A 24,439-nucleotide genomic window follows, 5' to 3' on the forward strand; every position below is an offset into this window, starting at 1 on the left:
GGTGAGAGCGGGCGAGAATGGCAGTGTGCCCGCAGACGACCACCGCTACCACGCGGTACGCAGCAGTGATCCCCGCTTCGACGGGGTGTTCTACGTGGGTGTGCGCAGCACCGGCATCTACTGCCGTCCCAGTTGTCCGGCGATCACTCCGAAACGGCGCAACACGGCGTTCTTCCCGTCCGCCGCGGCGGCGCAGAACGCGGGGTTCCGCGCCTGCAAACGCTGCCGTCCGGACGCCGCTCCGGGATCGCCGGAATGGAACATCCGCGCCGACACTGTGGGCCGGGCGATGCGCATGATCGCCGACGGGACGGTGGACCGGGACGGAGTCACCGGCCTGGCCTCCTCCCTGGGCTACAGTCAGCGCCAGCTGCAGCGGCTGCTCACCGCCGAGCTCGGTGCCGGCCCGCTCGCGCTCGCGCGGGCCCAGCGCGCGCAGACGGCACGTGTGCTGGTGGAGACCACACCGCTGAGCATGTCCGACATCGCCTTCGCCTCGGGCTTCTCCAGCATCCGGCAGTTCAACGACACGATGCGGGCGGTCTTCGCCCTCTCCCCCACTGGCCTGCGGGCGCGTTCCTCCCGCTGGAGGACGGCCGGCCACCCGAACGGTGTCACCCTCCGGCTGGCCTACCGGGAACCGTTCGACGCGCGCCAGGTGTTCGGTTTCCTCGCCGCCCGCGCGGTTCCCGGCGTGGAGGAGGTGGACGGGAACGGGACGTACCGGCGTGTCCTGCGGCTGCCGCACGGGACCGGAACCGTGGAGGTTCTCCCCCAGGCGGAGGGCGGGTTCCTGCAGTGCCGGGTGCGGTTGGAGGACCTGCGCGACCTCGGGGCCGCTGTCCAGCGGTGCCGCCGGATGCTGGACGCGGACACCGACCCGCGCGCCGTGTCCGAGGTGCTGCGGGAGGACCCGCTCCTCGCTCCCGTCGTGGCGCGGAGCCCCGGACTGCGTTCGCCCGGGCACCCGTGCGGGTCCGAGCTCGCGGTGTGGACGGTGCTCGCGCAGCGCTCCTCCCTGCCGGAGGCACGGACCGCCGCCGCGTGGGTCGCACGGCGCCACGGCACACCGTTGACCGCTCCCGGCGGACTCACCCACGCCTTCCCCACGGCCGACACGCTGGCCGGAGCCTCCGCCGCGGACCTTCCCCTGCCGGAGCGGGCCCGGACGCTGCTGGACCTCTGTGCGGCTCTCGCGGACGGCAGTGTGGATCTCGGGCCGGGGGCCGACCGGGAGGAGAACATCTCCCGGCTGGCCGCGCTGCCCGGTGTCGGTCCGACCACGGCCGGATACGTCCGGATGCGCGCACTCGGAGACCCGGACGTGTTCCTCCCCGGAGACTCGGGCGTACGGCGTGGGCTGTCCCGGTTGGGAGTGCGACGCCCCCTGGGGAGCGCCGCACGCGCCTGGCGGCCGTGGCGCTCGTACGCCACACACCACCTCTGGGCCGCACAGGACCCAGCACACACGGACCAGGAAAGGATTCCGCTATGACATCCGCACCTCAGGACACGCTTCCGCTGTCCGTAGCCGCAGCCAGCACGCCCGACCCGGTGGAGTTCGCCGCCCCGGTGGAGGGGCCGACGCGTTACGACGTGGTTCTCTCCCCGATCGGGGATCTCCTGCTCACCAGCGACGGGGTTTCGCTGACCGGCCTGCACGTGGGGCCGGAGGAGGGCAGGTCTCCCAGCCCCGAGCCGACGTGGCACCACGATCCGGGGGTGTTCGGCCAGGTCCGGAAACAACTCGACTCCTACTTCGCGGGGGAGCTGCGGGAGTTCGACGTGCCGTTGGCGCCGTCGGGCACGGCGTTCCAGCTGAGTGCCTGGCGGGCTCTGACCACGGTCGGCTACGGCCGTACCGCCAGTTACGGGGAGATCGCCGCCGCGCTCGGCCGCCAGGGCGCCGCCCGCGCTGTCGGGATGGCGAACAACCGCAATCCGATCTCGATCATCGTCCCGTGCCACCGGGTGGTGGGTGCCAACGGGAAACTCGTCGGCTACGGCGGTGGAGTGTCGCGCAAGGAGTACCTGCTACGTCTGGAGAGCGGAGCACAGCGTTAAGTCCCTGACCGGCCCGCGGAATTTCCGTTGCGGGGCCGAGTAGCGGATTCCTACTGTCCGCGCATGGGACACAATGTCGAACTGGTTCGTGACGACCGGCTTTCGGATGTCGCCGAGTACGCCTACGCCTCGGTGGTACGTGAGTCCGCACGGGTGGTTTTCACAGCGGGCGCGTGCCCTCTTGACCAGGAGGGGAACACTGTCGCTGTGGGCGACTACGCGGGGCAGGCGGAACAGGCCATGCGCAACCTGGTGTCGGCGCTGGACAGTGCTGGGGCGCGGCTGGCCGACGTCGCGAAAACCACGGTGTACGTCGCCTCGACGAAACGGGCGGACCTGGTCACGGCCTGGGAGGTCGTGCGTGATTTCCTCGGGGAACACGATCCTCCGAGCACACTTCTGGGAGTAACGGTTCTCGGTTACGACGACCAACTCGTGGAGGTGGAGGCGGTCGCCGTCCCCGAGTGAGGGGGATTTCCGCACGCGCGTGCACCGGAGGAAAGAGAAGAGAAGGAAATCCCGGACCGGGCCGTTTCGGCCAGCAGTTCCTCGGATGGTTCCGCCGCGTATCGATTCCTTTTTCCGGAATACATTCAACCACAGCGGGTTTTTGTTTTTAACTTTGCGTAGTGTGCTGGGACATAAAAATGGGGTGGGTGGAAACGAACCTCGGGTTCGTTTCCACCCACCCCATCACAACGAATGTCCGGCGGTGACCTACTCTCCCACCCCGCACCATAGGGGCAGTACCATCGGCGCAAGAAAGCTTAACGACCGGGTTCGGAATGGCACCGGGTGTTTCCCTTCCGCTCTCACCGCCGTAACCCACACCCACACACGCACACGCGCGCGTGGGGGGACACTCATGAGGGACCAACCACCACCCACAGGCAGCAGCAATCCGTGAAATAGTGTGCGCGAACAACCATGTATCCATGGTGGACAAGCCCTCGGCCCATTAGTACCGGTCAGCTCCACCCCTCACAGAGCTTCCACCTCCGGCCTATCAACCCCATCATCTCTGGGCGGCCTTACCCCCACACAGGGGCGGGAGACCTCATCTCCAAGCAAGCTTCCCACTTAGATGCTTTCAGCGGTTATCTCTCCCGAACGTAGCCAACCAGCCATGCTCCTGGCGGAACAACTGGCACACCAGAGGTTCGTCCGTCCCGGTCCTCTCGTACTAGGGACAGCCCTTGCCAAGTCTCCAACGCGCGCAGCGGATAGGGACCGAACTGTCTCACGACGTTCTAAACCCAGCTCGCGTGCCGCTTTAATGGGCGAACAGCCCAACCCTTGGGACCAACTCCAGCCCCAGGATGCGACGAGCCGACATCGAGGTGCCAAACCATCCCGTCGATACGAACTCTCGGGGAAGATGAGCCTGTTATCCCCGGGGTACCTTTTAGCCGTTGAGCGACACCCCTTCCACACGGTGGTGCCGGATCACTAGTCCCTGCTTTCGCACCTGCTCGACACGTCCGTCTCGCAGTCAAGCTCCCTTGTGCACTTACACTCACCACCTGATTACCAACCAGGCCGAGGGAACCATTGGGCGCCTCCGTTACCTTTTAGGAGGCAACCGCCCCAGTTAAACTACCCACCAGACACGGTCCCCCACCCGGATCACGGGCGCGGGTTGAGGTGTACGACATGATCAGAGTGGTATTTCACCAACGCCTCCACCAACACTGGCGTGTCAGCTTCCCAGGCTCCCACCTATCCTACACAAACCATCCCACACACCAATGTCAAGCTGTAGTGAAGGTCCCGGGGTCTTTCCGTCCTGCTGCGCGAAACGAGCATCTTTACTCGTAGTGCAATTTCACCGGGCCCATGGTTGAGACAGCGGGGAAGTCGTTACGCCATTCGTGCAGGTCGGAACTTACCCGACAAGGAATTTCGCTACCTTAGGATGGTTATAGTTACCACCGCCGTTTACCGGCGCTTAGATTCCCAGCCTCACCCCGCAGGGCTCACCAGTCCTCTTAACGTTCCGGCACCGGGCAGGCGTCAGTCCGTATACCGCGTCTTACGACTTCGCACGGACCTGTGTTTTTAATAAACAGTCGCTTCCCCCTGGTATCTGCGACCCAGCGCAGCTCCCACCGCACGGGTGTTCACCACACCGGGCTCCCCTTCTCCCAAAGTTACGGGGACAATTTGCCGAGTTCCTTAACCATGGTTCACCCGACCGCCTCGGTATTCTCTACCTGACCACCTGCGTCGGTTTCGGGTACGGGCCGCACGCACACTCACTAGAGGCTTTTCTCGACAGCACGGGGCCACTCACTTCGCCACACCGGCTCGACATCACGCCTCACCCCACTGCAGCACGGATTTGCCTATACTGCGGGCTACACGCTTATCCCGGGACAACCACCGCCCGGTAGAGCTCCCCCTCTGCGTCACCCCATCGCTGACCCACACATGGTCGGATCCCACGCCACAACACCACCACACCCGCAGGTGCGACAGCATCATGGTGGTGGTTAGCATACCCACATGCCGGTCCGGACGCATACGCACGGGTACGGGAATATCAACCCGTTATCCATCGACTACGCCTGTCGGCCTCGCCTTAGGTCCCGACTCACCCTGGGCGGATTAACCTGCCCCAGGAACCCTGAGTCACTCGGCGCCAGGGTTTCTCACCCTGGTCTCGCTACTCATGCCTGCATTCGCACTCGCTACCGCTCCACCCCCGGTCACCCGAAGACTTCACCGCAGGCAGCGACGCTCCCCTACCAACCCCACCAACGGTGGGGCTCCACAGCTTCGGCGGTGTGCTTCAGCCCCGCTACATTATCGGCGCATAATCACTTGACCAGTGAGCTATTACGCACTCTTTCAAGGATGGCTGCTTCTAAGCCAACCTCCTGGTTGTCTCAGCAACTACACAACCTTTCCCACTCAGCACACGCTTAGGGGCCTTAGCTGGCGATCTGGGCTGTTTCCCTCTCGACCACGGAGCTTGTCCCCCGCAGTCTCACTGCTGCACTCCCACGTGACGGCATTCGGAGTTTAGCTGATCTCAGTAACCAATACGGCCCATCGACCAACCAGTCGCTCTACCTCCGCCACGCACCATGCAACGCTGCACCTAAATGCATTTCGGGGAGAACCAGCTATCACAGAGTTTGATTGGCCTTTCACCCCTACCCACAGCTCATCCCCCAGGTTTTCAACCCTGGTGGGTGCGGGCCTCCACGACGTCTTACCGACGCTTCACCCTGGCCATGGGTAGCTCACTCCGCTTCGGGTCTGCAGCATGCGACTCACGCCCCATTAGAACTCGCTTTCGCTACGGCTCCCCCACACGGGTTAACCTCGCCACACACCACAACTCGCAGGCTCATTCTTCAATAGGCACGCCATCACCACCCCAACAAGGCAGCTCTGACGGCTTGACAGCACACGGTTTCAAGACCTCTTTCACCACCCCTCACCGGGGCACTTTTCACCTTTCCCTCACGGTACTCGTCCACTATCGGTCACCAGGACGTATTTAGGCTTGACAGGTGGTCCTGCCAGATTCACACGGAATTTCACGGGCTCCGCGCTACTCGGGACCATGCCCACCGCAACCAGCGCAACTCCACCTACGGGACTCTCACCCTCTTTGGTTCCGGATCCCACCGGATTCGACTCACCACACTGGCCCCAGCGGAAGCCGGCAGACTCCCACAGGCACATCCCACAACCCCACACACGCAACAGCTGCCGCCTTGACACGCGCATGGTTTAGCCACATCCCCGTTCGCTCACCACTACTAAGGGAATCACCGTTGTTTTCTCTTCCTGCGGGTACTGAGATGTTTCACTTCCCCGCGTTACCACCAACTGCCCTATACATTCAGACAGAGGCAACCCGACACAACTCGGGCTAGGTTCCCCCATTCGGACACCCACGGATCACCGCTTGGTTGACAACTCCCCATGGACTATCGCGGTCTCCCACGTCCTTCATCGGCGCCTGGTACCAAGGCATCCACCGTATGCCACTACTACTTGGCCACCACAGATACACGATGCTCGCGCACACTATCCACAAATCAAACACCCAGCCACACACCCAACCACAACCACAACCAGACCCAGCAGACACCACCAACCCACTTCCCTGACACAGAGAAGAACCAGCCCTCTCTCCCACAACAAGGAAAGAAGAACCAGCCCCTCCCACCAGAGAAGGAACCAGCAGCACCCACCAAGACCAGCACGGTCTTCATTGGGGTGGCCAGAAGCACCCCGCACACAGCGGTTGCTCCCTCAGACACCCAACAGCGCGCAACCACCCACCACAACCCCACAACAGAGGCCACGGCACATGGTTTCGTTCGTCTTCATGCTCCCGTTTCCCGACCGGGCGCCAACGGCACCCATGCCGGGTCCACAAAACACTGAGCCACCCACCCCAAACAACAACAACAAAAACACCACGGGGCAGGCACCAGCTCCTTAGAAAGGAGGTGATCCAGCCGCACCTTCCGGTACGGCTACCTTGTTACGACTTCGTCCCAATCGCCAGCCCCACCTTCACGCACTCCCCCCACAACCGTGGTTGGGCCACACGTTTCGGGTGTTGCCGACTTTCATGACGTGACGGGCGGTGTGTACAAGGCCCGGGAACGTATTCACCGCGGCATTGCTGATCCGCGATTACTAGCGACTCCACCTTCATAGGGTCGAGTTGCAGACCCCAATCCGAACTGAGACCGGCTTTATGGGATTCGCTCCACCTCACGGTATCGCACGCCCACTGTACCGGCCATTGTAGCATGTTTGCAGCCCAAGGCATCAGGGGCATGATGACTTGACGTCGTCCCCACCTTCCTCCGAGTTGACCCCGGCAGTCTCCCATGAGTCCCCACCACCACGTGCTGGCAACATGGAACAAGGGTTGCGCTCGTTGCGGGACTTAACCCAACATCTCACGACACGAGCTGACGACAGCCATGCACCACCTGTCACCGATCCCCAAAAGGACCCACCATCTCTGATGGATTACCGGCGATGTCAAACCTTGGTAAGGTTCTTCGCGTTGCGTCGAATTAAGCAACATGCTCCGCCGCTTGTGCGGGCCCCCGTCAATTCCTTTGAGTTTTAGCCTTGCGGCCGTACTCCCCAGGCGGGGCGCTTAATGCGTTAGCTACGGCACGGAAACCGTGGAAAGTCCCCACACCTAGCGCCCAACGTTTACAGCATGGACTACCAGGGTATCTAATCCTGTTCGCTACCCACGCTTTCGCTCCTCAGCGTCAGGTCAGGCCCAGAGACCCGCCTTCGCCACCGGTGTTCCTCCTGATATCTGCGCATTTCACCGCTACACCAGGAATTCCAGTCTCCCCTACCTGCCTCAAGCATGCCCGTATCCACTGCCAAACCGGAGTTAAGCCCCGGACTTTCACAGCAGACGCGACACGCCGCCTACGAGCTCTTTACGCCCAATAATTCCGGACAACGCTCGGACCCTACGTATTACCGCGGCTGCTGGCACGTAGTTAGCCGGTCCTTATTCCCCACCTACCGTCAACCACACACCACGTGCATGGCCTGCTTCAGTGGTAAAAGAGGTTTACAACCCAAAGGCCGTCATCCCCCACGCGGCGTCGCTGCGTCAGGCTTTCGCCCATTGCGCAAGATTCCCCACTGCTGCCTCCCGTAGGAGTCTGGGCCGTGTCTCAGTCCCAGTGTGGCCGACCGCCCTCTCAGGCCGGCTACCCGTAATCGCCTTGGTAGGCCCTCACCCCACCAACAAGCTGATAGGCCGCGAGCCCATCCCCAACCAGAAAGACACCTTTCCACCACCAACCCATGCGGGCAGTGGTCATATCCGGTATTAGACCGGGTTTCCCCGGCTTATCCCAGAGTCAGGGGCAGGTTACTCACGTGTTACTCACCCGTTCGCCGCTCACCACCCCACCCGAAAGCAGGATGGCGCGCTCGACTTGCATGTGTTAAGCACGCCGCCAGCGTTCGTCCTGAGCCAGGATCAAACTCTCCATTCAGGTCCAACACCCCCACACACCGTGCAGGGGAAAACCCAGATGGCCGAGATCCCGGCCAACCACCCAACCGGGTGGTCATGACCATTCACTAAAACCCGCCCACACCACGTGTGGGCCAGGGGCCAAAACTATCGAAGCACAAGACAAACAAACGCGCTGTTGAGTTCTCAAGAAACAACCGTCCAACCCACACAAACCCAACGGGTTCTTCCGGGAAAACGGAGTTTAAAGTTTTTAAAGTTTCGCGGGTTTCCCCGATGCCTTCCAGCGTATCACAACGCTCAGGGCTCCGGGGCAACCCTTCCATCTTACGTCCGACTGCGGCTGTGTCAACAACCTCGCCGGGCGCCCTCCCAAGCCTACATGCTCCCTGACCCTGTTCGAGCCACTCACATGTCGCTGGGAACCGGCGCGCTAACGGGCACCGCCCGCTGCTGTCCGTCCGGTGTTCCCCACTCTACCCCAAGTGAAACACCGGTTTGTCCGACTTCGCCGGGACACGCGGCCCTCTCGGGTCACAGTTTCTCGATCGGAGCGTACTTCACCAGGAAGTCCTTCTCCCCGATGTCGGCGCCGAAGTCCACACGCGCCTTGGCCCGGTCGGCCGTGCCCTCGACCAGTAGCACGGTTCCCAGACCGAACGAGTCGTGGTTGACCTTGTCCCCCACGGACAACGCCGGGACGCTGCCCGTGCCGCCGCGCGGGGGTGCGGCGGTCGTCGGGGGCCGCCGCGCGGACCCGTTGGGGGTTTCGGTCCGGCGCCACTCGACGAGGTCACCGGGCACCTCCTCCAGGAACCGCGAGGGAGGGTTGTAGGACGGGCTCCCCCACGCGCTGCGGACCGCGGCCCTACTGAGATACAACCGCTCCTGCGCCCGGGTTATTCCCACGTAGGCCAGCCTGCGCTCCTCCTCCAGCTCGGCTCTCTCCCCCAGCGTTCGCAGGTGCGGGAAGACGCCGTCCTCCATGCCGGTGAGGAACACCACCGGGAACTCCAACCCCTTGGCCGCGTGCAGGGTCATCAGTGTCACCACCCCGCCGCCACCGTCGTCGTCGGGGATCTGGTCCGTGTCGGCGACCAGGGAGACCTGTTCCAGGAAGTCCAACAGGGTGGGGCCGGAGGGTTCCTGGCCGCCCTCCGTGTTCTCCGCCGCCTCGCCGGCTTCCTCCTCCTCGCCGGAGGAACCGGTGAACGAGTTCTCGAATTCCCTGGCGAGCTCCACGAACTCCTCCAGGTTCTCCACCCGGCTCTCGTCCTGGAGATCGGTGGACTCGGAGAGTTCCGAGAGGTAACCGGTCCGCTCCAGTACCGCCTCCACGATCTCGGACGGGGAGTGGGTCGCCAGCAGCTCCTCCAGCTCCTCCAGCAGTGCCACGAAGTTCCGCACCGCCTTCAGCGAGCGTGTCGCGATCCCGGGCGCCTCGTCCGCCCGGCGCAGCGCCCGCCCGAAGGAGACCCGCTCCCGCGCGGCGAACAGCTCCACCGCCTCGGCGGCCCGGTCCCCGATACCGCGCTTGGGGACGTTCAGGATGCGGCGCAGGCTCACCGTGTCGTCCGGGTTGGCCAGTACCCGCAGGTAGGCGAGGATGTCGCGGATCTCCTTGCGTTCGTAGAACCGCACCCCGCCCACGATCTTGTACGGCAGACCGGCCCGGATGAAGATGTCCTCGAACACCCGCGACTGGGCGTTGGTCCGGTAGAACACGGCGGTCTCACCGGGGGTGCACACCCCCTCGTCCGTCAACCGGTCGATCTCGCCGACGACGAACGCGGCCTCGTCGTGCTCGTTGTCGGCGACGTAGCCGGTGATGGCCGGCCCCTCCCCCTGGGAGGACCACAGTTTCTTCTCCGGCCGCTCCGCGTTGCGTTTGATGAGGCTGTTGGCGGCGTTGAGGATGGTCTGGGTAGAGCGGTAGTTCTGCTCCAGCAGGATGGTGCGCGCGTTCGGATAGTCCCGCTCGAACTCCAGGATGTTGCGGATACTCGCCCCGCGGAAGGCGTAGATGGACTGGTCCGAGTCACCCACGACGCACAGTTCCGAGGCGGGCACGCGCGCATCGGGCTCGTCCGTGCCGACCAGGCGGCGCACCAGCTCGTACTGGGCGTGGTTGGTGTCCTGGTACTCGTCCACGAGGATGTGCCGGAAACGGAGCCGGTAGTGCTCGGCGACCTCGGGGAACATCTCCAGCAGGTTGACCGTGACCATGATCAGGTCGTCGAAGTCCATCGCGCCGGCCTCGTAGAGGCGCTGCTGGTAGATGGTGTAGGCCTCGGCGAGCTTCTTCTCCTGCTCGGTTTGCGCCCGCTGGGTGAACGTGTCCTGGTCGACCAGCTCGTTCTTGAGGTTGGAGACCTGGGCGGAGAACGACTTGGGCGGGAAGCGCTTGGGGTCCAGGTCCAGCTCCTTGCAGACGAGCTGCATCAGGCGCTTGGAGTCGGTGGCGTCGTAGATGGTGAAACCGCTCGGGTAGCCGAGCCGCCCCGCCTCCCGGCGGAGGATACGCACGCACGCGGAGTGGAACGTCATCATCCACATCGCCCGCACCGCCCGGTCGCCGAGGAGGTCGGTGATCCGCTCCCTCATCTCGGCGGCGGCCTTGTTCGTGAAGGTGATCGCCAGCACCTCGCCGGCGCGCACACCCCGCTCGGCCAGCAGGTAGGCGATGCGGTGCGTGAGGACACGCGTCTTGCCTGACCCCGCGCCGGCGACGATCAGCAGCGGACTGCCGGAGTGCGTGACCGCTTCGCGCTGCGGGGCGTTGAGACCTTCGAGAAGCAACTCTTGGGAGGACACTCCACCAACACTATGTCCGAACGCGGGGTCACGTCGCCCGCTCCGGCGGTACCCGCGCCACGCCGCGGCCCGGGTACCGCCAACGGACCGTAATGTGGAGCCACGTACACGAAAACGACAATGGGGGTGGACTGTGCAGGTCTTCGTCGACTGCGATCCGGGCATCGACGACGCGTTGGCCCTGGCCTACCTGGCTTCCCGGCCGGACGTGACGTTCGCCGGAATCGGCGCCGTGTTCGGTAACAACAGTGTGGACGTCACCACGGACAACGCACTGCGGCTGCTGGACCTGTACGGCCGCTCCGGTGTCCCGGTCGCGCGCGGCGCCTCCCGTCCGCTGGTACAGGTTCCCCGGCTGGGGGACTACGTGCACGGCGCCAACGGGCTGGGTGAGGTGGTGACCCCGGAACCGAGCGGCGAACCGGTCCGGGAGTCGGCGGCGGAACTGCTGGTCCGCTCGGCCCGTGCGGCTCCCGGCGAGATCGACGTGCTGGCGCTGGGGCCGCTGACCAACCTGGCCCTGGCCCTGAACCTGGAACCGGAGCTGCCCCGGCTGCTGCGGCGTGTGGTCGTCATGGGCGGAGCGGTCCGGGCGCCCGGCAACATCACCCCGTGGGCCGAGGCCAACACGTACAACGACCCGGAGGCCGCCGAGGTCGTCCTCGGCGCGGGTTTCGACATGACACTGGTGGCGCTGGACGTCACCATGCGCACCACGGCGCACGAGGCGTGGCTGGACGAGCTGGGGAGGCTAGACAACGAGCGAGCCCGGACCACGTCGTCGTTCCTGGAGTTCTACGTCGGCCACTACAGCAAGGTGTTCGGGGTCCGGCAGTGCGCCATGCACGACCCGCTGGCGGCGGCGGTCCTGCTCGACCCGGGGCTGGTGACCTCCTCGGTGGAGGTCCCCGTCCGAGTGGAGCTGCAGGGGGAGTACACCCGCGCGCTGACCATCGCCGACCTGCGCCCCACACCGGCGGCGGACGACGAGCGTCCCAGCGTCACCCTGCCCACCGAGGTGGACCGGGACGTCTTCCTCACCCGGATGCTGGACGCGCTGCGCTGACCGTCCGGCGGTCCGAGCCGGTTCAGACGAGGATTCCGGCGACCATCGTGGCGGCGACACACAACAGGGCCGCTCCGAGCCCGGCGCACACGACCGTGCTGCGGGCGCCGCCGGTCACCGGCAACGGGTGGGCGGCGGCGCGGTGCGCTCCGGCCAGGGTCCGTCGGGAGTGGAGCGCGTAGCGGACGGCCATGCCGACCAGGACCAGGCCGGCCAGTACCAGGGTTCCGACGACCAGCCACGCTGCGAGGCCGGGTTCCATGCTCACGGAGTTCAGTTCGACGTGGGGCACAGTGATCCACCTATCGTCCACGGTTTGCGTGGATTTTACCCCTTGGTAGGTGGTGTGTCCCACATCGCGGGGTCACCGGTACACAACGAAAACCGGTGGGCAGGGAGCGCGGCTCGCACCACCGGAACGGCGGTACCCGCGCTCGCTCAGACCAGTTTGCGGGCGCTGGCCCACCGGCTGAGCTCGTGCCGGTTGGAGAGCTGCAGTTTGCGCAGTACCGAGGACACGTGTGTCTCCACGGTCTTCACCGAGATGAACAGCTCCCGGCCCGCTTCCTTGTAGGCGTAACCGCGGGCGATGAACCGCAGCACCTCGCGTTCCCGCTGGGTGAGGCGGTCGAGTTCGGGATCCACCGCCGGAGCGTCGGTGGAGGAGAACGCGTCCAGCACGAACCCCGCCAACCGGGGGGAGAACACGGCGTCCCCGTCCGCGACCCGGACGATGGCGTCCACCAGCTCCCGACCGGAGATGGTCTTGGTGACGTAGCCCCGGGCGCCGCCGCGCACGGTGCCGATCACGTCCTCGGCGGCGTCCGACACGGACAGGGCGAGGAACCGGACCTCGGGGTGCTCGGGCAGGACGCGGCGCAGGACCTCCACCCCGCCCCCGCCGGGCAGGTGCACGTCCAGCAGGACGAGGTCGGGCAGCTGCTCGTTGGTCACGCGCACGGCGGTGTCCACGTCCCAGGCTTCCCCGACGATCGTGACCGCGTCGCCGAGTTCCTCCCGGACACCGCTGCGGAACAGCCGGTGGTCGTCCACGATGACGACGCGCGGTACCGCGGCGCCGCTGGCGAAGGTGCTGTCGTCGTCTTCCACATTCGCGACTCTACCCATTGACGCGACAGCTACCGAGCTCCGAACCAATGATTGGCCGGATCCGGCCGCCGACGGCGGTCACTCGCCGCCGCGGGGCATGCGCAGCTGCACCTCGGTTCCCTCACCGGGCGAGGTGCGGATGCGGGCGCTTCCCCCGTGGCGCTCCATCCGCCCGATGATGGAGCCCCGGACCCCCATGCGGTCGTCGGGAACCGCGTTCATGTCGAAGCCCGCCCCGCGGTCCCGCACGAAGACGAGCACCTCCTCGGGGGCGACCTCACCGAACACGGAGATGCTCTCGACCCCGGAGTACTTCGCGGAGTTCACCATGGCCTCCCGCGCTGCCTCCAGGGTCGCGGTGAGGTGGGGGTCGAGGGCGCAGTCGCCCACGCACACCGCCTCGATGGAGACCCCGTGGGCCTCCTCCACGTCGGCGGCGGCGCGTTCGAGGGCGGGAGTGAGGGTGGTGTCGGAGTCGGCGGGGCGCTGGTAGAGCCAGTTGCGCAACGCGCGTTCCTGGACACGTGCCAGCCGGTGGACCTCGCGGGGGTCCTCGGAGCTGCGTTGGATCAGGGTGAGGGTCTGCAGTACCGAGTCGTGGATGTGGGCGGCGAGTTCGGCGCGTTCCTGGTTTCGGATGCGTTCCCCGCGTTCCCGGTCGCGTTCCCGTGCCAGGGCGACGATCCACGGCGCGGCGATCAGGGCGATCCCGGCGAGTATGGTGACCGCGAAGGTGAGCCCGGCGCGTGCCTCGTGCAGCTGCTGCTGGAACGCGAGGAACCCGAACACGCCGACCGTGACGAGCAGGATTCCCGCCGTGATCCGTAGCCAGCCCCTGCGGCTGTGCACCGCGCTGGCGGAGATCCAGCCCTCGCGCAGCGTCGGGTTGGCCTGCTGCCACAGGATGGTCCCGCCGAGCGCGCCCAGGATGAGGAACCACAGCAGCGGGTCGACGAACCCCCCGAACAGCAGGAGGAGCATCCCCAACCCGAGCGCCAGGGCGACGTAGGCGAGCACCTGGCTGGTGTCCCACCCTCTGGATCTTCCCGGGGTGTCGTGTGCGGTCTCCTCCTCCGTCTCGTCAGCGGGTTCCCGCCACGGCGGTTCGGGCGCCCCCTCCTCGGGCTCCACCGGAATGAAGAAGATCAGGGCGATGTAGACGGCGATACCGATCCCGCCGGTGCCCAGCACGAGGAACGCGATCCGCGTGGCCACGGGGTCGACGCCCAAATGGCGTGCGAGGCCGTAGCCGATCCCGCAGAGGAGCCGTTTCCCCTGCCCGCGGCGCGCCCGGTAGAGCCTCGGCGTCTCGGCCGCCGTGTCCAACGTGTACCCGCGTCCTCTCGCTGCTCGTTCCTGTGGTTCCAGAATGCCTGCCACGGCCCCGCCGCACATCAGGGACGCGCCCCCGCTGCCCCCCAGACGCGGTCAGGGCCAGCTCAGGGGTGTTCCGGATGGGCACACCCGCGTGTAGGGGCGACCATGGGAGGAGACGGTCAGACACGCGGCGGGGAGCAGGCGAACGGGAACCGATGGCGGACGCGGAACAGCACGAGCCGGCCGGTCCGGATCCCGCCGGGTCCGGCGGCGGGACGGGGGAGCTGCGCAAGGACTCCAGCTCCCGCGTGCTCGCCGGCGTGTGTTCCGGACTGGGGCACTACACCCGCATCGACCCGCTCGTGTGGCGCACCGGCTTCGTCCTTATCACGGTCGGCGGAACCGGGGTGTGGCTGTACCTCGCCGCGTGGGCGCTGATGCGGGACTCCCGCGGCGGTCCGGCGCTGCTGGAGCAGTTGTTCAACCGGCGGTTCGAACCGCGGGTGGTTCTCCTGCTGCTCACCACGGGGCTGGCGGTCTCGACGCTGTTCAGCACGCTCGGGGGGCTCAGCTGGCGCACCCTGGTCCTGGCGGTTCCGCTCGTGCTGGGAGTGTTGTCCGCCCGCAACCGCGGCGTGGACGTGTGGGAGGAGTTCCGCCGGCTGCCGTCCCTGCTCCGCTCGAGCGCTCCTCCCCCCACCGCTCCGGAGCCGGAGCCGCAACCGACGTACTACAACCCGGCCCAACCGTGGGCGACGACCCCCCAGGGTCCGGTGGACCTCGCGGCCGTATCCGAGCACTACGCCGAGGGTGCCGACGCGTCCGGGACACCGGAGGGCGCCTCTCCCCCGCCACCGCCTCCGCCCAGTGGGCGGGAGGCCGGCTCCGGCCGGACCGGACGGGCGCCTCACCCGAACGGCGCGCGGCGGCGACGGCGCCGTGGGGCGCCGTTGGCGCTGTTCGTGCTCGGTGTCGCGGTACTCGCCGCCGGGGGGACCGCGGCGTTCGACGGCGGTTCCGCGCTCGTGTCACCGCGGCCCGGGGTGGTGTATCTCGGTGGTGTGGTGGCGCTGACCGGGCTCGCCCTGGTGGTGGGGTCCTGGGCCGGCAACCCGCGTGGGCTGGTCACGCTGGGGACCGTGGCGAGCGTCCTCCTGGTCGGGGTGGCCAGTGTGGACATGGCGAACACGCGGATCGGCCGGCAGGAGTGGCGTCCGGCCTCGGTGGAGGAGGCCACCCAGGCGGAGTACGCGCTCACCGCGGGCAGGGCCGAGCTGGACCTGACCGGTCTCGACCCGGACCCCGGACAGCGGGTGGAGGTCAGCGCGAGGGTGAACGTCGGCGGTATGTCGGTGCGGGTGCCGCGCACCGCCCGGGTGGTGGTCAGGGGCACCGCCACGGTCGGGGCGATCCGGGTGGGCGACACCGAGCACGCCGGGACGCTGCTGCGCGCGAACGAGACGCTGCCCGCCGCGGACCGGAGGCAGGCGGAGGGTGACCCGCCCACCCTGGCACTGGATCTGGCGTCCCACGGCGGTGACATGGAGGTGCGGCGTGCCGACTCATAGGACCGACTGGGGTTCGCTACTCGCCGGGTTGCTGTTCCTCGCGCTCGGTGTCGCGTTCGTGGTGCGCGGCTCAACCTCCTGGGACTTCGAGGCACTGTGGGTGCTACCGGTGTTGGCCCTGGGCCTGGGGATCGCCGGCATCGTCCGCACGGTGAGCAGGCAGCGGGAACGCGACGGGGAGGATTAGGCCGCGTCCGGTTCGCGACCGGCACCATCGCCGACCTCGGTGAGCCCCACCGGAACCCGGGCGACGAACGACGTGGGTCCCACCGGGATCAGCGTGGCCCGGAATCAGGGATCCGCTCACTCCCACTCGATGGTCGCGGGGGGTTTGCTGGTGACGTCCAGGGCCACCCGGTTGATGCCGCCTACCTCGTTGGTGATGCGGTTGGAGATGGTGGCCAACGTGTCGTAGGGCACCCGGGACCAGTCGGCGGTCATGGCGTCCTCGCTGCTCACGGGGCGCAGCACCACGGGGTGGCCGTAGGTGCGTCCGTCACCCTGCACCCCTACGGACTGGACGCCGGCCAGCAGCACCACGGGGCACTGCCAGATCTCGCCGTCGAGGTCGGCGCGGGAGAGCTCCTCGCGGGCGATCGCGTCGGCCTCGCGCAGGGTGTCCAGGCGTTCGCGGGTGACCTCGCCGATGATGCGGATGCCCAGGCCGGGGCCGGGGAAGGGGTGGCGCCACACCATGTCGTGGGGCAGGCCGAGTTCCTCGCCCACGCGGCGGACCTCGTCCTTGAACAGCTCCCGCAGCGGTTCCACCAGGTCGAACGCGAGGTCCTCCGGCAGCCCGCCGACGTTGTGGTGCGACTTGATGTTGGCGGTGCCGTTGCCGCCGCCGGACTCCACCACGTCGGGGTAGAGGGTGCCCTGCACGAGGAACTCGACGTCCTGGCCGGCGGCGTCGCTTTCGGCGACGAGCTCGCGGGCGGTGCGCTCGAAGATCCGGATGAACTCCCGGCCGATGATCCTGCGTTTCTCCTCGGGCTCGCTGACCCCCTCCAACGCAGCCAGGAACTGGTCCTGGGCCTCGACCACCCTGAGCTGCGCGCCGGTGGCGGCGACGAAGTCCTTCTCGACCTGTTCCACCTCGCCCTTGCGCAGCAGGCCGTGGTCGACGAACACGCAGGTGAGCTGGGAACCGATGGCGCGCTGCACCAGTGCGCCGGCCACGGCGGAGTCCACGCCGCCGCTCAGCGCGCAGATGGCGCGTTTCTCCCCGATCTGGGTGCGGATGCGCTCGACCTGCTCGTCGACGATGTTCACCATGGTCCAGGTGCGGCGGCACCCGGCGGCCTCGAGGAAGCGCCGCAGCACCTCGGTGCCGTGGTCGGTGTGCAGCACCTCGGGGTGGAACTGGACACCGAACAGGCCGCGGTCGGGTGCCTCCACCGCCGCCACGGGGGTGGAGTCCGTGGTGGAGGTGGTGGTGAAGCCCTCGGGGGCGGCGGTGACGGAGTCGCCGTGCGACATCCACACCGTCTGGACCCCGGGCAGGCCGCCGAACAGGACGCTGTCGCCGCTGCCGGTGCGCGCCTGGGTGCGGCCGAACTCGCTGCTGCCGGTCTCGGCGACGGTGCCGCCCAGCTCCTGCACCATCGCCTGGAACCCGTAGCAGATGCCGAAGGTGGGCAGGCCGGTGTCGAACAGTCCTGCGGGGACCCGGGGCGCGCCCTCGGCGTAGACCGAGGCGGGGCCGCCGGAGAGGATGATCGCGGCGGGTTTCTTCGCGAGCATGTCCGCGACCGGCATGGTCGGGGGCACGATCTCGCTGTACACGTGGCACTCGCGCACGCGGCGCGCGATCAACTGCGCGTACTGCGCACCGAAATCGACGACGAGGACGGTGTCGAATGTGCTGTCGTCAGCACCGCCAAGAGACACGTAACGGCCTTCCCGCAGGTGGACACATGGATATGGTCCCAGTTTAGGTCCTGTCCGGCGGCGGATGTTCGCCGGACAGGAGCCGGGACCCTCACGTGCCCGCGGGAGGCGGTTGGGCGGGGGTGCCCGCCGCCGACAACGGGCACCCGCCGGTTCACCGGATGTGGAAGCGTTTCATCATCCGCGCGCCGGTGGTCATCAGGTTGGCGAGGGTGTCCCCGCCCATGCCGGGCGGGCCGCCGAACCCGATGTAGTGCTGGCTGGCGACGGTCTGGGGCTCGGTGAAACGCAGCATCCCCTCGTCGCCGTGGCGGCGCCCCACACCGGAGGACTTCATGCCGCCCATCGGGGCGCCGTAGCTGGCCCACGCGGCCGCGTAGCCCTCGTTGATGTTGACCGTCCCGGCGCGGAGGCGCTCGGCGAGGCGCCGGGCGTGTCCGGTGTCCCGGCTCCACACGCTGGCGTTGAGACCGTACTCGGTGGCGTTGGCGCGCCGCACCACCTCGTCGTCGCTGCCGTAGCCGTACACCGACACCACCGGGCCGAAGGTCTCCGCCGCGCAGGCGGACATGGTGTCGCCGACGCCGGTCATGAGGGTGGGTTCGAAGAACAGCGGACCGAGGTCGGGCCGGGGGTTGCCGCCGGCGAGGATCTCGGCGCCCTTGGAGCGGGCGTCGTCGACGTGCTCGGTGACGCGGTCCAGTTGGCGCTGGTAGGTCAGCGAGCCCATGTCGGTGGAGAAGTCGAGCCGGTTGTTGAGCGTCATGTCGCGCACGGCCGCGGCGAGTTTCGGCACGAAGGTGTCGTAGATGTCCTCGTGCACGTAGAGGCGCTCCATCGAGATGCAGAGCTGGCCCGCGTTGCTGTAGCAGGCGCGTATGGCGCCCTCCACGGTCCAGTCGACGTTGGCGTCCTCGCAGACGATCATGGGGTTCTTCCCGCCGAGTTCCGCGGAGCAGCCCACCAGCCGGGCATTGGCGCGCTGGGCGATGTGCGCGCCGACGGCGGAGGAGCCGGTGAAGGCGACGTAGTCGCACTCGTCCACGAGGGGGTCGCCGATCTCGGCCGGCTCACCGAGAACCGGTATCCACAGGTCGGCGGGCAGCCCGGCCTCGCGTGCCAGGTCGATCGCCCACAGCGCGGACAGCGCGGTCTGGGTGTCGGGTTTGGCGACGACGGCGTTGCCGGCCATCAGGGCCGGGACGGCGTCGCCGACCGGCAGCGCCAGGGGGTAGTTCCAGGGTGTGATGACGCTGACGGCGCCCTTGGGCTGGTGGTGCATGTAGGCGCGGGTGGCACCCGGCATCGCCCCGGCGGTGCGGCGCCTGCGCAGCAGGCTCGGGGCGCGCCGGGCGTAGTGCAGGGTCCCGGCGGCGGCGTCGTAGACCTCCTCGAACGCGTGGCGGCGGGCTTTACCGGTCTCCCACTGGATGATGTCGAGGATCTCGCTCTGACGGTCGAGCACCATGTCGTGGAAACGCAGGAACGGTTCGGCGCGCTCGCGTACCGGCGTCGCCGCCCAGGCCTCCTGGGCGGCGCGGGCGCGTTCGAAGGCCGCGGTGACGTCGGCCGCGTCCGACTGGGGGAGGTCGACGAGCGGTTTCCCGGTGAACGGGGCGTTCGTGGTGGTCGTGGCGCCCGAGGCGCTGGCGACGTGTCCCGTGATCCGGCCGACCATGGCGGGGTCGAGCGCGGGAGCCTCCGTGGAGCTGTTCGTGGCGGTACCCATGCCGGAACCCTAGTGTGTCCCACCCCACTTTGACTACCCGCAGGTAACCAAAGCTGTGTCCTGGTCCTGGACAACAGCGCGCGCACGCGGTTGAATCCTGCCGAGTGGTGAACCGCTTCGTCATCGCCCCGGAGCCGCCACGGCGGGTAGGAGGCACCGTTGGCACCCACCGAGACCACCACCGTCGCCGTGTCCGGGGGCGGTCCCGCCGGGATCACGCTCGGGCTCCTGCTCGCCCGCGCCGGCGTGGACGTCACCGTCTGCGAGAAACACGCCGACTTCCTGCGCGACTTCCGCGGCGACACCGTCCACCCCTCCACCCTGGAGATCCTCGACGAGCTCGGGCTCGGCGCGGAGATGGCCCGCCTCCCGCAGCGCAGGATCGACCGGCTGCGTGTCGGCACCGCCGAGGAGCCGTTCGTGGACGTCGACCTCGGCGACCTCCCCAGCCCCCACCCCTACCTGGCGATGGTCCCCCAGTGGGACTTCCTCGGGATGCTCGCCGAACACGCCCGGCGCTACCCCACCTTCCGGCTGCGCACCGAGACCGAGAGCACCGGCCTGCTGCGGGACAACGGGGCGGTGCGCGGGCTGCGCTGCACCGGCCCCGAGGGGCGGCACCACATCCGGGCGGTGCTCACCGTCGCCGCCGACGGGCGCGACTCCCCGCTGCGCAGCGCCGCGGGCCTGGTACCCACCGAGCTCGGCGCCCCCATGGACGTGCTGTGGCTGCGCCTCTCCCGCTCCGCCGACGACCCGGAGGGACTCGCCGGGGGTATCGGGCGCGGGGCGATGGCCGCCGCCATCGACCGCGGCGACTACTGGCAGATCGCCTACCTCATCCCGAAGGGCGGCTACGCCCACATGCGCGCCCGGCCGGTGGAGCACCTGCACGACGGGCTGCGCGAGGCCCTGCCCTTCCTCGGCGACCGCGTGGCGGAGGTGGGGGGATGGGATGAGGTCGCGTTCCTCAACGTGGGGCTGGACCGCCTCTCCCGCTGGTACCGGCCGGGGCTGCTGTGCCTCGGCGACGCGGCGCACACCATGACCCCGGTCGGCGGGGTGGGGATCAACCTGGCGGTGCAGGACGCCGTCGCCGCCGCGAACCTGCTGGCCGCGCCGCTGCGGCGGGCGCAGGAGGACCCCGACCGGTTCACCCGCACGCTCAACCCCGAGCTCCTGGCCCGGGTGCAGCGCCGCCGGCAGTGGCCCACCGTGGGAACGCAGGCGCTGCAGCGCGCCGTCCAGCGCCAGGTGATCAGCAGGGCACTGTCCGGGGCCCCCGACCTGCCCGCCTTCTCGCCGCCGGTGCGGGCCCTGGCCGGGACGCGAGCCTGGTCGCGGTTCATCGGCCGGGTCCTGATGCTGGGTCTGCGGCCGGAGCACGTGGAGACGCCGCAGTACGGCACCGCCGCGGAGCCGCCCCGCTGACCCGCCCGCCGCGGGCGGCGGTCCCGGATCCGGGTCCGTACTCGGCGACCCGACCCGGCGCTGGTTCCGGGATCGATGGCCGGACGAGGGGTTAACCGCCGGCGAAGCCGTTCGGGTTGGCGGACTGCCAGCGCCACGCGTCCGCGCAGGCCTGCTCCACGCTCAGCTCCGCGCGCCAGCCCAGGTCGCGTTCGGCCGCCGACGGGTCGGCGTAGCAGGTGGCGATGTCACCGGGTCGGCGTGCCGTCACCTCGTAGGGGACGCGGCGGCCGCTCGCCCGCTCGAACGCGCGGATCGACTCCAGCACCGACACTCCGGTGCCGGTGCCGATGTTGTAGGCGCGGTAGCCGGACGCGTCCGCGAGGTGCTCGACGGCGGCGACGTGCGCCCGGGCGAGGTCCACGATGTGCAGGTAGTCGCGCACCCCGGTGCCGTCGGGTGTGTCGTAGTCGTCGCCGAACACGGAGAGCTTGTCCCGCTTCCCGGCCGCCACCTGGGAGATGTAGGGGAACAGGTTGTTGGGGACGCCGTGGGGGTCCTCCCCGATGAGGCCGCTGGGGTGCGCCCCGATCGGGTTGAAGTACCGCAGCGCGATGACGCTCCACCCGCTGGTCGCGGCCGTCGTGTCGGCGAGGACCTGTTCGGCGAACAGTTTGGTCGCGCCGTAGGGGTTGGCCACGGCGAGCGGCATGTCCTCGGTGATCGGCACCGTCTCCGGGTCGCCGTAGACGGTCGCCGAGGAGCTGAACACCATGGCGCCCACCCCGTGGGCGTGCATCACCTCGCACAGGGTGAGGACCGCGTTCAGGTTCGTGCGGTAGTAGCGCACCGGTTGTTCGGTGGACTCCCCCACCGCCTTCAGCCCGGCGCAGTGCACCACCGCGTCGACGGTGTGCTTGGTGAACACCCGGTCCACTGCGACCGGGTCGGTGCAGTCGGCCGTGTGAAACGCGACCTCGCGGCCGGTGACGCGCTCCACCCGCCGCACCGCCTCGGCGTGGCTGTTGGCGAGCGAGTCCAGCAGCACCACCCCGTGACCGGCGTTGCTCAGCTCCACCGCCACGTGTGTGCCGATATATCCGGCACCGCCGGTCACCAGAACGTTCATCCCTCGCGCCCCCGGGCTGTCGCTGTCTCTCCCCGTCCTTCGCGCCCCAGGATAGGCGCCGTGCGCCGCGGCGGGCCTCCCGCGGCTAGTCCGCTGCGCGCCGGCGGCACAGGGTGGCGTGGAACCCGCGCTACCCCACTGGCAGCTGGGGCGGGAGGGCGTCAAGCCGCTCCACCTCAGGTACCGGTGCTCTCCTCATGCAGCGGGCGGGTGGGTTCGTACCAGGTGCGGTGCGCGGGAACGCGGCGCAGTTCCCGCTCGGGGTAGCGCAGCGCGGTGAGCTCCCCGCCGAACACGCAGCCGGTGTCCAGGCAGATGGTGTTGTTGACCCACTCCGGTCGCGGGGTGGGCACGTGCCCGTAGACCACCATGGCCTTCCCCTGGTACTCCCGCGCCCAGGGCAGGCGCACCGGCAGCCCCTGCTCGTCGGTCTCGCCGGTGGTGTCGCCGAACAGCGCGAACGAACGCACCCGGCCCGAGCTGCGGCCGTGGTAGGCCTCCTTCAGCCCCGCGTGGGCGACCACGAGGTCGCCGCCGTCCAGCACGTAGTGGTCGACCAGGCCGTCGCAGAACTCCCGAAGGCGTTCGCGGAACTCCGCAGTGCGGGACTCCAGCTGCTGCAGCGTCTGTTCCACGCCGCGCTGGAGCCGCACGTTGCGGCCGTTGAGGGCGCGCAGCAGCTTGTGCTCGTGGTTGCCCAGCACGCACATCGCGTCCCCGCTGTCCACCATGTTCATGACGAGCCGCGCCGCGCCCGGGCTGTCCGGGCCGCGGTCCACGACATCGCCGACGAACAGGGCGGTGCGGCCGTCCGGGTGGCGGGCTCCGGTGGGCTCCCCGGCGTCGTCGCGTTCGATCCGGTAGCCGAGGTCGGTGAGCAGGTCCTCCAGCTCGGCGCGGCAGCCGTGCACGTCGCCGATGATGTCGAACGGGCCGGACAGCTCCCGCCTGTCGTGGGGTGAGGGTTCCAGCTCCACCACGGCCGTGCCGGCTTCGTCGGCGTCCAGGACGTGCACGCGGCGGAAGCCCTCCTTGTCCAGTTGGGCGCGGCCGCGCGACAGGTCGTGCTGCTGGCGGGCGAGAGCATCGGGCTCGATGTCGCGGTCGGTGCGCAGGCGAGTGCGTTCCCGGACGAGGCCGTCGGACGCGTCCAGCACGATGGCGCTGGCGGGAACGTCGTGCTCCTTGGCGAGGCGCACGAGCTGGCCGCGGTCCTCGCGCTGCACGTTGGTGGCGTCCACCACGGTGAGCAGGCCGCGCCGCAGCCGCTTGCCGACGATCCGGTGCACCAGGTCGAACGCGTCACCGGTGGCGGACTGGTCGTTCTCGTCGTCGCTGACCACCCCGCGGTAGGCGTCCGAGGACACCACCTGTGTCGGGAGGAAGTGGCGGGCGGCGAACGTGGACTTGCCCGATCCGGACACGCCGACGAGAACCACGAGCCCCATGGCGGGGACGGGGAGGACACGCTGCTGCGCGGTGGTGTCGCCGCTGTCGCTCACGCGGGAGGTACTCCTTTCCCTGCGGTGGTCGTGCTCGGGATCCGGGGCCGCGCGGGAGGGGCGGGGGTCCCCTCGCGGCACGCGTTGTGGGGAGACTACCGTGTTGCGGCCGACACCGGGGCGGGTATGCGCCCGTTGGGGCCAGCGACCGCGGCCCCTCCCCCACAGTGCGGCTGTGCCGCCTGGAGCGGGGACCGCCACGAGGAGAGCGCGTATGAGCACCGTCCCTGTCCTGCTGTACGACGGCGACTGCGGATTCTGCACCCGGAGTGTCCGCCTGGCGGCCCGGTTTCCCGCTGATGTCGCGCTGCTGCCGTGGCAGGCAGCCGACGTCGCGGCGTTGGGGACGACGGAGAGTCGTGCCCGCCGTGAGGTGGTGTTCGTGGACGAGTACCAACGGGTCCACGGCGGTGCGGCGGCCGTAGCGGCGCTACTGCGCCGGTGCGGCCCCGGCTGGCGTGTGGTGGGGCGTGCGCTCGGTGCTCCGGGGATTCGCCCGCTCGCGGAGCGGGTCTACCGTCTCGTGGCCGACAACCGGCACCGGCTGCCCGGCACCACCCCGGCCTGCCACCTCCCCAGTGAACAATGGCCCGGGTAGCCCGCTGCGGGGTGTTCCTCTGCTGGGAGATGCTCCGGCTGCCGCATCCGGCACATCCGGACGGCGCGAGAACGAAACCCGGCCGAAGCAACTGAGCAACCGGTTTCCATCTTAAAAGCAAAAACAGACAACACCGGAAGGATAGGCACAATCAACCAAAAAATGCCATAGATGAAACGATTGATACATGCATGGAAACCAAAAGAAAGCAAAATCCAACAATATATGCAGAAATTTTAGCAGATCTAAG

Annotated in this window: 15 protein-coding genes, 3 rRNA genes and 1 pseudogene; 8 read left to right on the top strand and 11 right to left on the bottom strand. The window is 68.1% G+C overall.

The genetic code is table 11. The annotated features are described in order from the left end of the window. Positions 1–25: 25 nt before the first annotated feature. From FHX37_RS14435 to FHX37_RS14445, 3 genes are all read left to right on the top strand, one after another. Entirely contained in the window at positions 26–1,495 is a 1,470-nt protein-coding gene (locus tag FHX37_RS14435) for an AlkA N-terminal domain-containing protein (RefSeq protein WP_141924392.1), read from the top strand. Then, complete coding sequence (locus tag FHX37_RS14440) at positions 1,492–2,064, top strand: methylated-DNA--[protein]-cysteine S-methyltransferase (RefSeq protein ID WP_141924393.1); 573 nt, start codon at positions 1,492–1,494, stop codon at positions 2,062–2,064. Before FHX37_RS14435 ends, FHX37_RS14440 begins: the two co-directional genes overlap by 4 nt. 63 nt (positions 2,065–2,127) lie before the next feature. After that, entirely contained in the window at positions 2,128–2,532 is a 405-nt protein-coding gene (locus tag FHX37_RS14445) for a RidA family protein (protein ID WP_141924394.1), read from the top strand. Between the two features lie 236 nt (positions 2,533–2,768). Here the strand turns inward: FHX37_RS14445 and rrf are convergent. From rrf to pcrA, 4 genes are all read right to left on the bottom strand, one after another. Beyond that, positions 2,769–2,887 (bottom strand): 5S ribosomal RNA (gene rrf / locus FHX37_RS14450). 115 nt (positions 2,888–3,002) lie between these two features. After that, positions 3,003–6,081, bottom strand: a 23S ribosomal RNA gene (locus FHX37_RS14455). A 448-nt stretch (positions 6,082–6,529) separates the two neighbouring features. Beyond that, a 16S ribosomal RNA gene (locus FHX37_RS14460) occupies positions 6,530–8,075 on the bottom strand. Together the 16S, 23S and 5S rRNA genes form the textbook arrangement of a ribosomal RNA operon. A gap of 515 nt (positions 8,076–8,590) precedes the next feature. Then, positions 8,591–10,870 carry a DNA helicase PcrA gene (pcrA, locus tag FHX37_RS14465; protein WP_141924395.1) on the bottom strand — a complete coding sequence of 760 codons (2,280 nt, stop codon included), beginning with the start codon at positions 10,868–10,870 and terminating at the stop codon, positions 8,591–8,593. A 133-nt stretch (positions 10,871–11,003) separates the two neighbouring features. Here pcrA and FHX37_RS14470 point away from each other — a divergent pair, with 133 nt between their 5' ends. Then, complete coding sequence (locus FHX37_RS14470) at positions 11,004–11,936, top strand: nucleoside hydrolase (protein ID WP_141924396.1); 933 nt, start codon at positions 11,004–11,006, stop codon at positions 11,934–11,936. 22 nt (positions 11,937–11,958) lie between these two features. Here the strand turns inward: FHX37_RS14470 and FHX37_RS14475 are convergent, their stop codons facing one another. The 3 genes from FHX37_RS14475 to FHX37_RS14485 form a co-directional block, all read right to left on the bottom strand. After that, positions 11,959–12,228: a hypothetical protein gene (locus FHX37_RS14475; RefSeq protein WP_141924397.1), complete on the bottom strand. Its 270-nt coding sequence runs from the start codon at positions 12,226–12,228 to the stop codon at positions 11,959–11,961. A 146-nt stretch (positions 12,229–12,374) separates the two neighbouring features. After that, positions 12,375–13,064 carry a response regulator gene (locus FHX37_RS14480; protein ID WP_246062293.1) on the bottom strand — a complete coding sequence of 230 codons (690 nt, stop codon included), beginning with the start codon at positions 13,062–13,064 and terminating at the stop codon, positions 12,375–12,377. Positions 13,065–13,124: 60 nt separating this feature from the next. After that, positions 13,125–14,372: an ATP-binding protein gene (locus FHX37_RS14485; RefSeq protein WP_246062294.1), complete on the bottom strand. Its 1,248-nt coding sequence runs from the start codon at positions 14,370–14,372 to the stop codon at positions 13,125–13,127. 206 nt (positions 14,373–14,578) lie between these two features. On the opposite strand from FHX37_RS14485, the gene FHX37_RS14490 reads away from it, so the two are divergent. Together FHX37_RS14490 and FHX37_RS14495 are read left to right on the top strand one after the other, a co-directional pair. After that, on the top strand, positions 14,579–15,931 hold the full coding sequence (locus tag FHX37_RS14490; protein WP_141924400.1) for a PspC domain-containing protein: 1,353 nt from the start codon (positions 14,579–14,581) through the stop codon (positions 15,929–15,931). Then, positions 15,918–16,118, top strand: a complete 201-nt coding sequence (locus FHX37_RS14495; protein ID WP_141924401.1) for a cytochrome c-type biogenesis protein — start codon at positions 15,918–15,920, stop codon at positions 16,116–16,118. The genes FHX37_RS14490 and FHX37_RS14495 overlap by 14 nt, the downstream gene beginning before the upstream one ends. Before the next feature lie 116 nt (positions 16,119–16,234). Here FHX37_RS14495 and guaA read toward each other — a convergent pair whose 3' ends face one another. Both guaA and FHX37_RS14505 read right to left on the bottom strand, forming a co-directional pair. After that, a complete protein-coding gene (gene guaA, locus FHX37_RS14500) occupies positions 16,235–17,821 on the bottom strand; it encodes a glutamine-hydrolyzing GMP synthase (protein ID WP_141924402.1) in 1,587 nt (528 codons plus the stop codon). Positions 17,822–17,975: 154 nt separating this feature from the next. Further along, positions 17,976–19,550: a succinic semialdehyde dehydrogenase gene (locus FHX37_RS14505; protein WP_141924403.1), complete on the bottom strand. Its 1,575-nt coding sequence runs from the start codon at positions 19,548–19,550 to the stop codon at positions 17,976–17,978. Positions 19,551–19,709: 159 nt separating this feature from the next. On the opposite strand from FHX37_RS14505, the gene FHX37_RS14510 reads away from it, so the two are divergent. Then, on the top strand, positions 19,710–20,981 hold the full coding sequence (locus FHX37_RS14510) for an FAD-dependent oxidoreductase (RefSeq protein WP_141924404.1): 1,272 nt from the start codon (positions 19,710–19,712) through the stop codon (positions 20,979–20,981). Positions 20,982–21,072: 91 nt separating this feature from the next. On the opposite strand, the gene galE is transcribed toward FHX37_RS14510, so the two are convergent. Continuing rightward, a complete protein-coding gene (gene galE, locus FHX37_RS14515) occupies positions 21,073–22,089 on the bottom strand; it encodes a UDP-glucose 4-epimerase GalE (protein ID WP_141924405.1) in 1,017 nt (338 codons plus the stop codon). Between the two features lie 188 nt (positions 22,090–22,277). After that, positions 22,278–23,537 (bottom strand): annotated as a pseudogene (locus FHX37_RS14520) (AAA family ATPase); the annotation flags it as partial. Positions 23,538–23,805: 268 nt separating this feature from the next. Between FHX37_RS14520 and FHX37_RS14525 the strand changes: the two are divergent. Beyond that, positions 23,806–24,189 (top strand): thiol-disulfide oxidoreductase DCC family protein, encoded by a 384-nt coding sequence (locus tag FHX37_RS14525; RefSeq protein WP_141924406.1) that lies wholly within the window; start codon positions 23,806–23,808, stop codon positions 24,187–24,189. Positions 24,190–24,439: the final 250 nt, after the last annotated feature.

It is taken from the genome of Haloactinospora alba, assembly GCF_006717075.1.
In the GTDB taxonomy this organism is placed as follows: Bacteria; Actinomycetota; Actinomycetes; order Streptosporangiales; family Streptosporangiaceae; genus Haloactinospora; species Haloactinospora alba.

Excerpts from the sequence above, each read along its gene's own strand:
- FHX37_RS14440 (WP_141924393.1), top strand. The coding sequence starts at position 1,492 with ATGACATCCGCACCTCAGGACACGCTTCCGCTGTCCGTAGCCGCAGCC.
- FHX37_RS14525 (WP_141924406.1), top strand. The coding sequence starts at position 23,806 with ATGAGCACCGTCCCTGTCCTGCTGTACGACGGCGACTGCGGATTCTGC.
- FHX37_RS14480 (WP_246062293.1), bottom strand. The coding sequence starts at position 13,064 with ATGGGTAGAGTCGCGAATGTGGAAGACGACGACAGCACCTTCGCCAGC.
- FHX37_RS14445 (WP_141924394.1), top strand. The coding sequence starts at position 2,128 with ATGGGACACAATGTCGAACTGGTTCGTGACGACCGGCTTTCGGATGTC.
- FHX37_RS14505 (WP_141924403.1), bottom strand. The coding sequence starts at position 19,550 with ATGGGTACCGCCACGAACAGCTCCACGGAGGCTCCCGCGCTCGACCCC.
- FHX37_RS14490 (WP_141924400.1), top strand. The coding sequence starts at position 14,579 with ATGGCGGACGCGGAACAGCACGAGCCGGCCGGTCCGGATCCCGCCGGG.
- galE (WP_141924405.1), bottom strand. The coding sequence starts at position 22,089 with ATGAACGTTCTGGTGACCGGCGGTGCCGGATATATCGGCACACACGTG.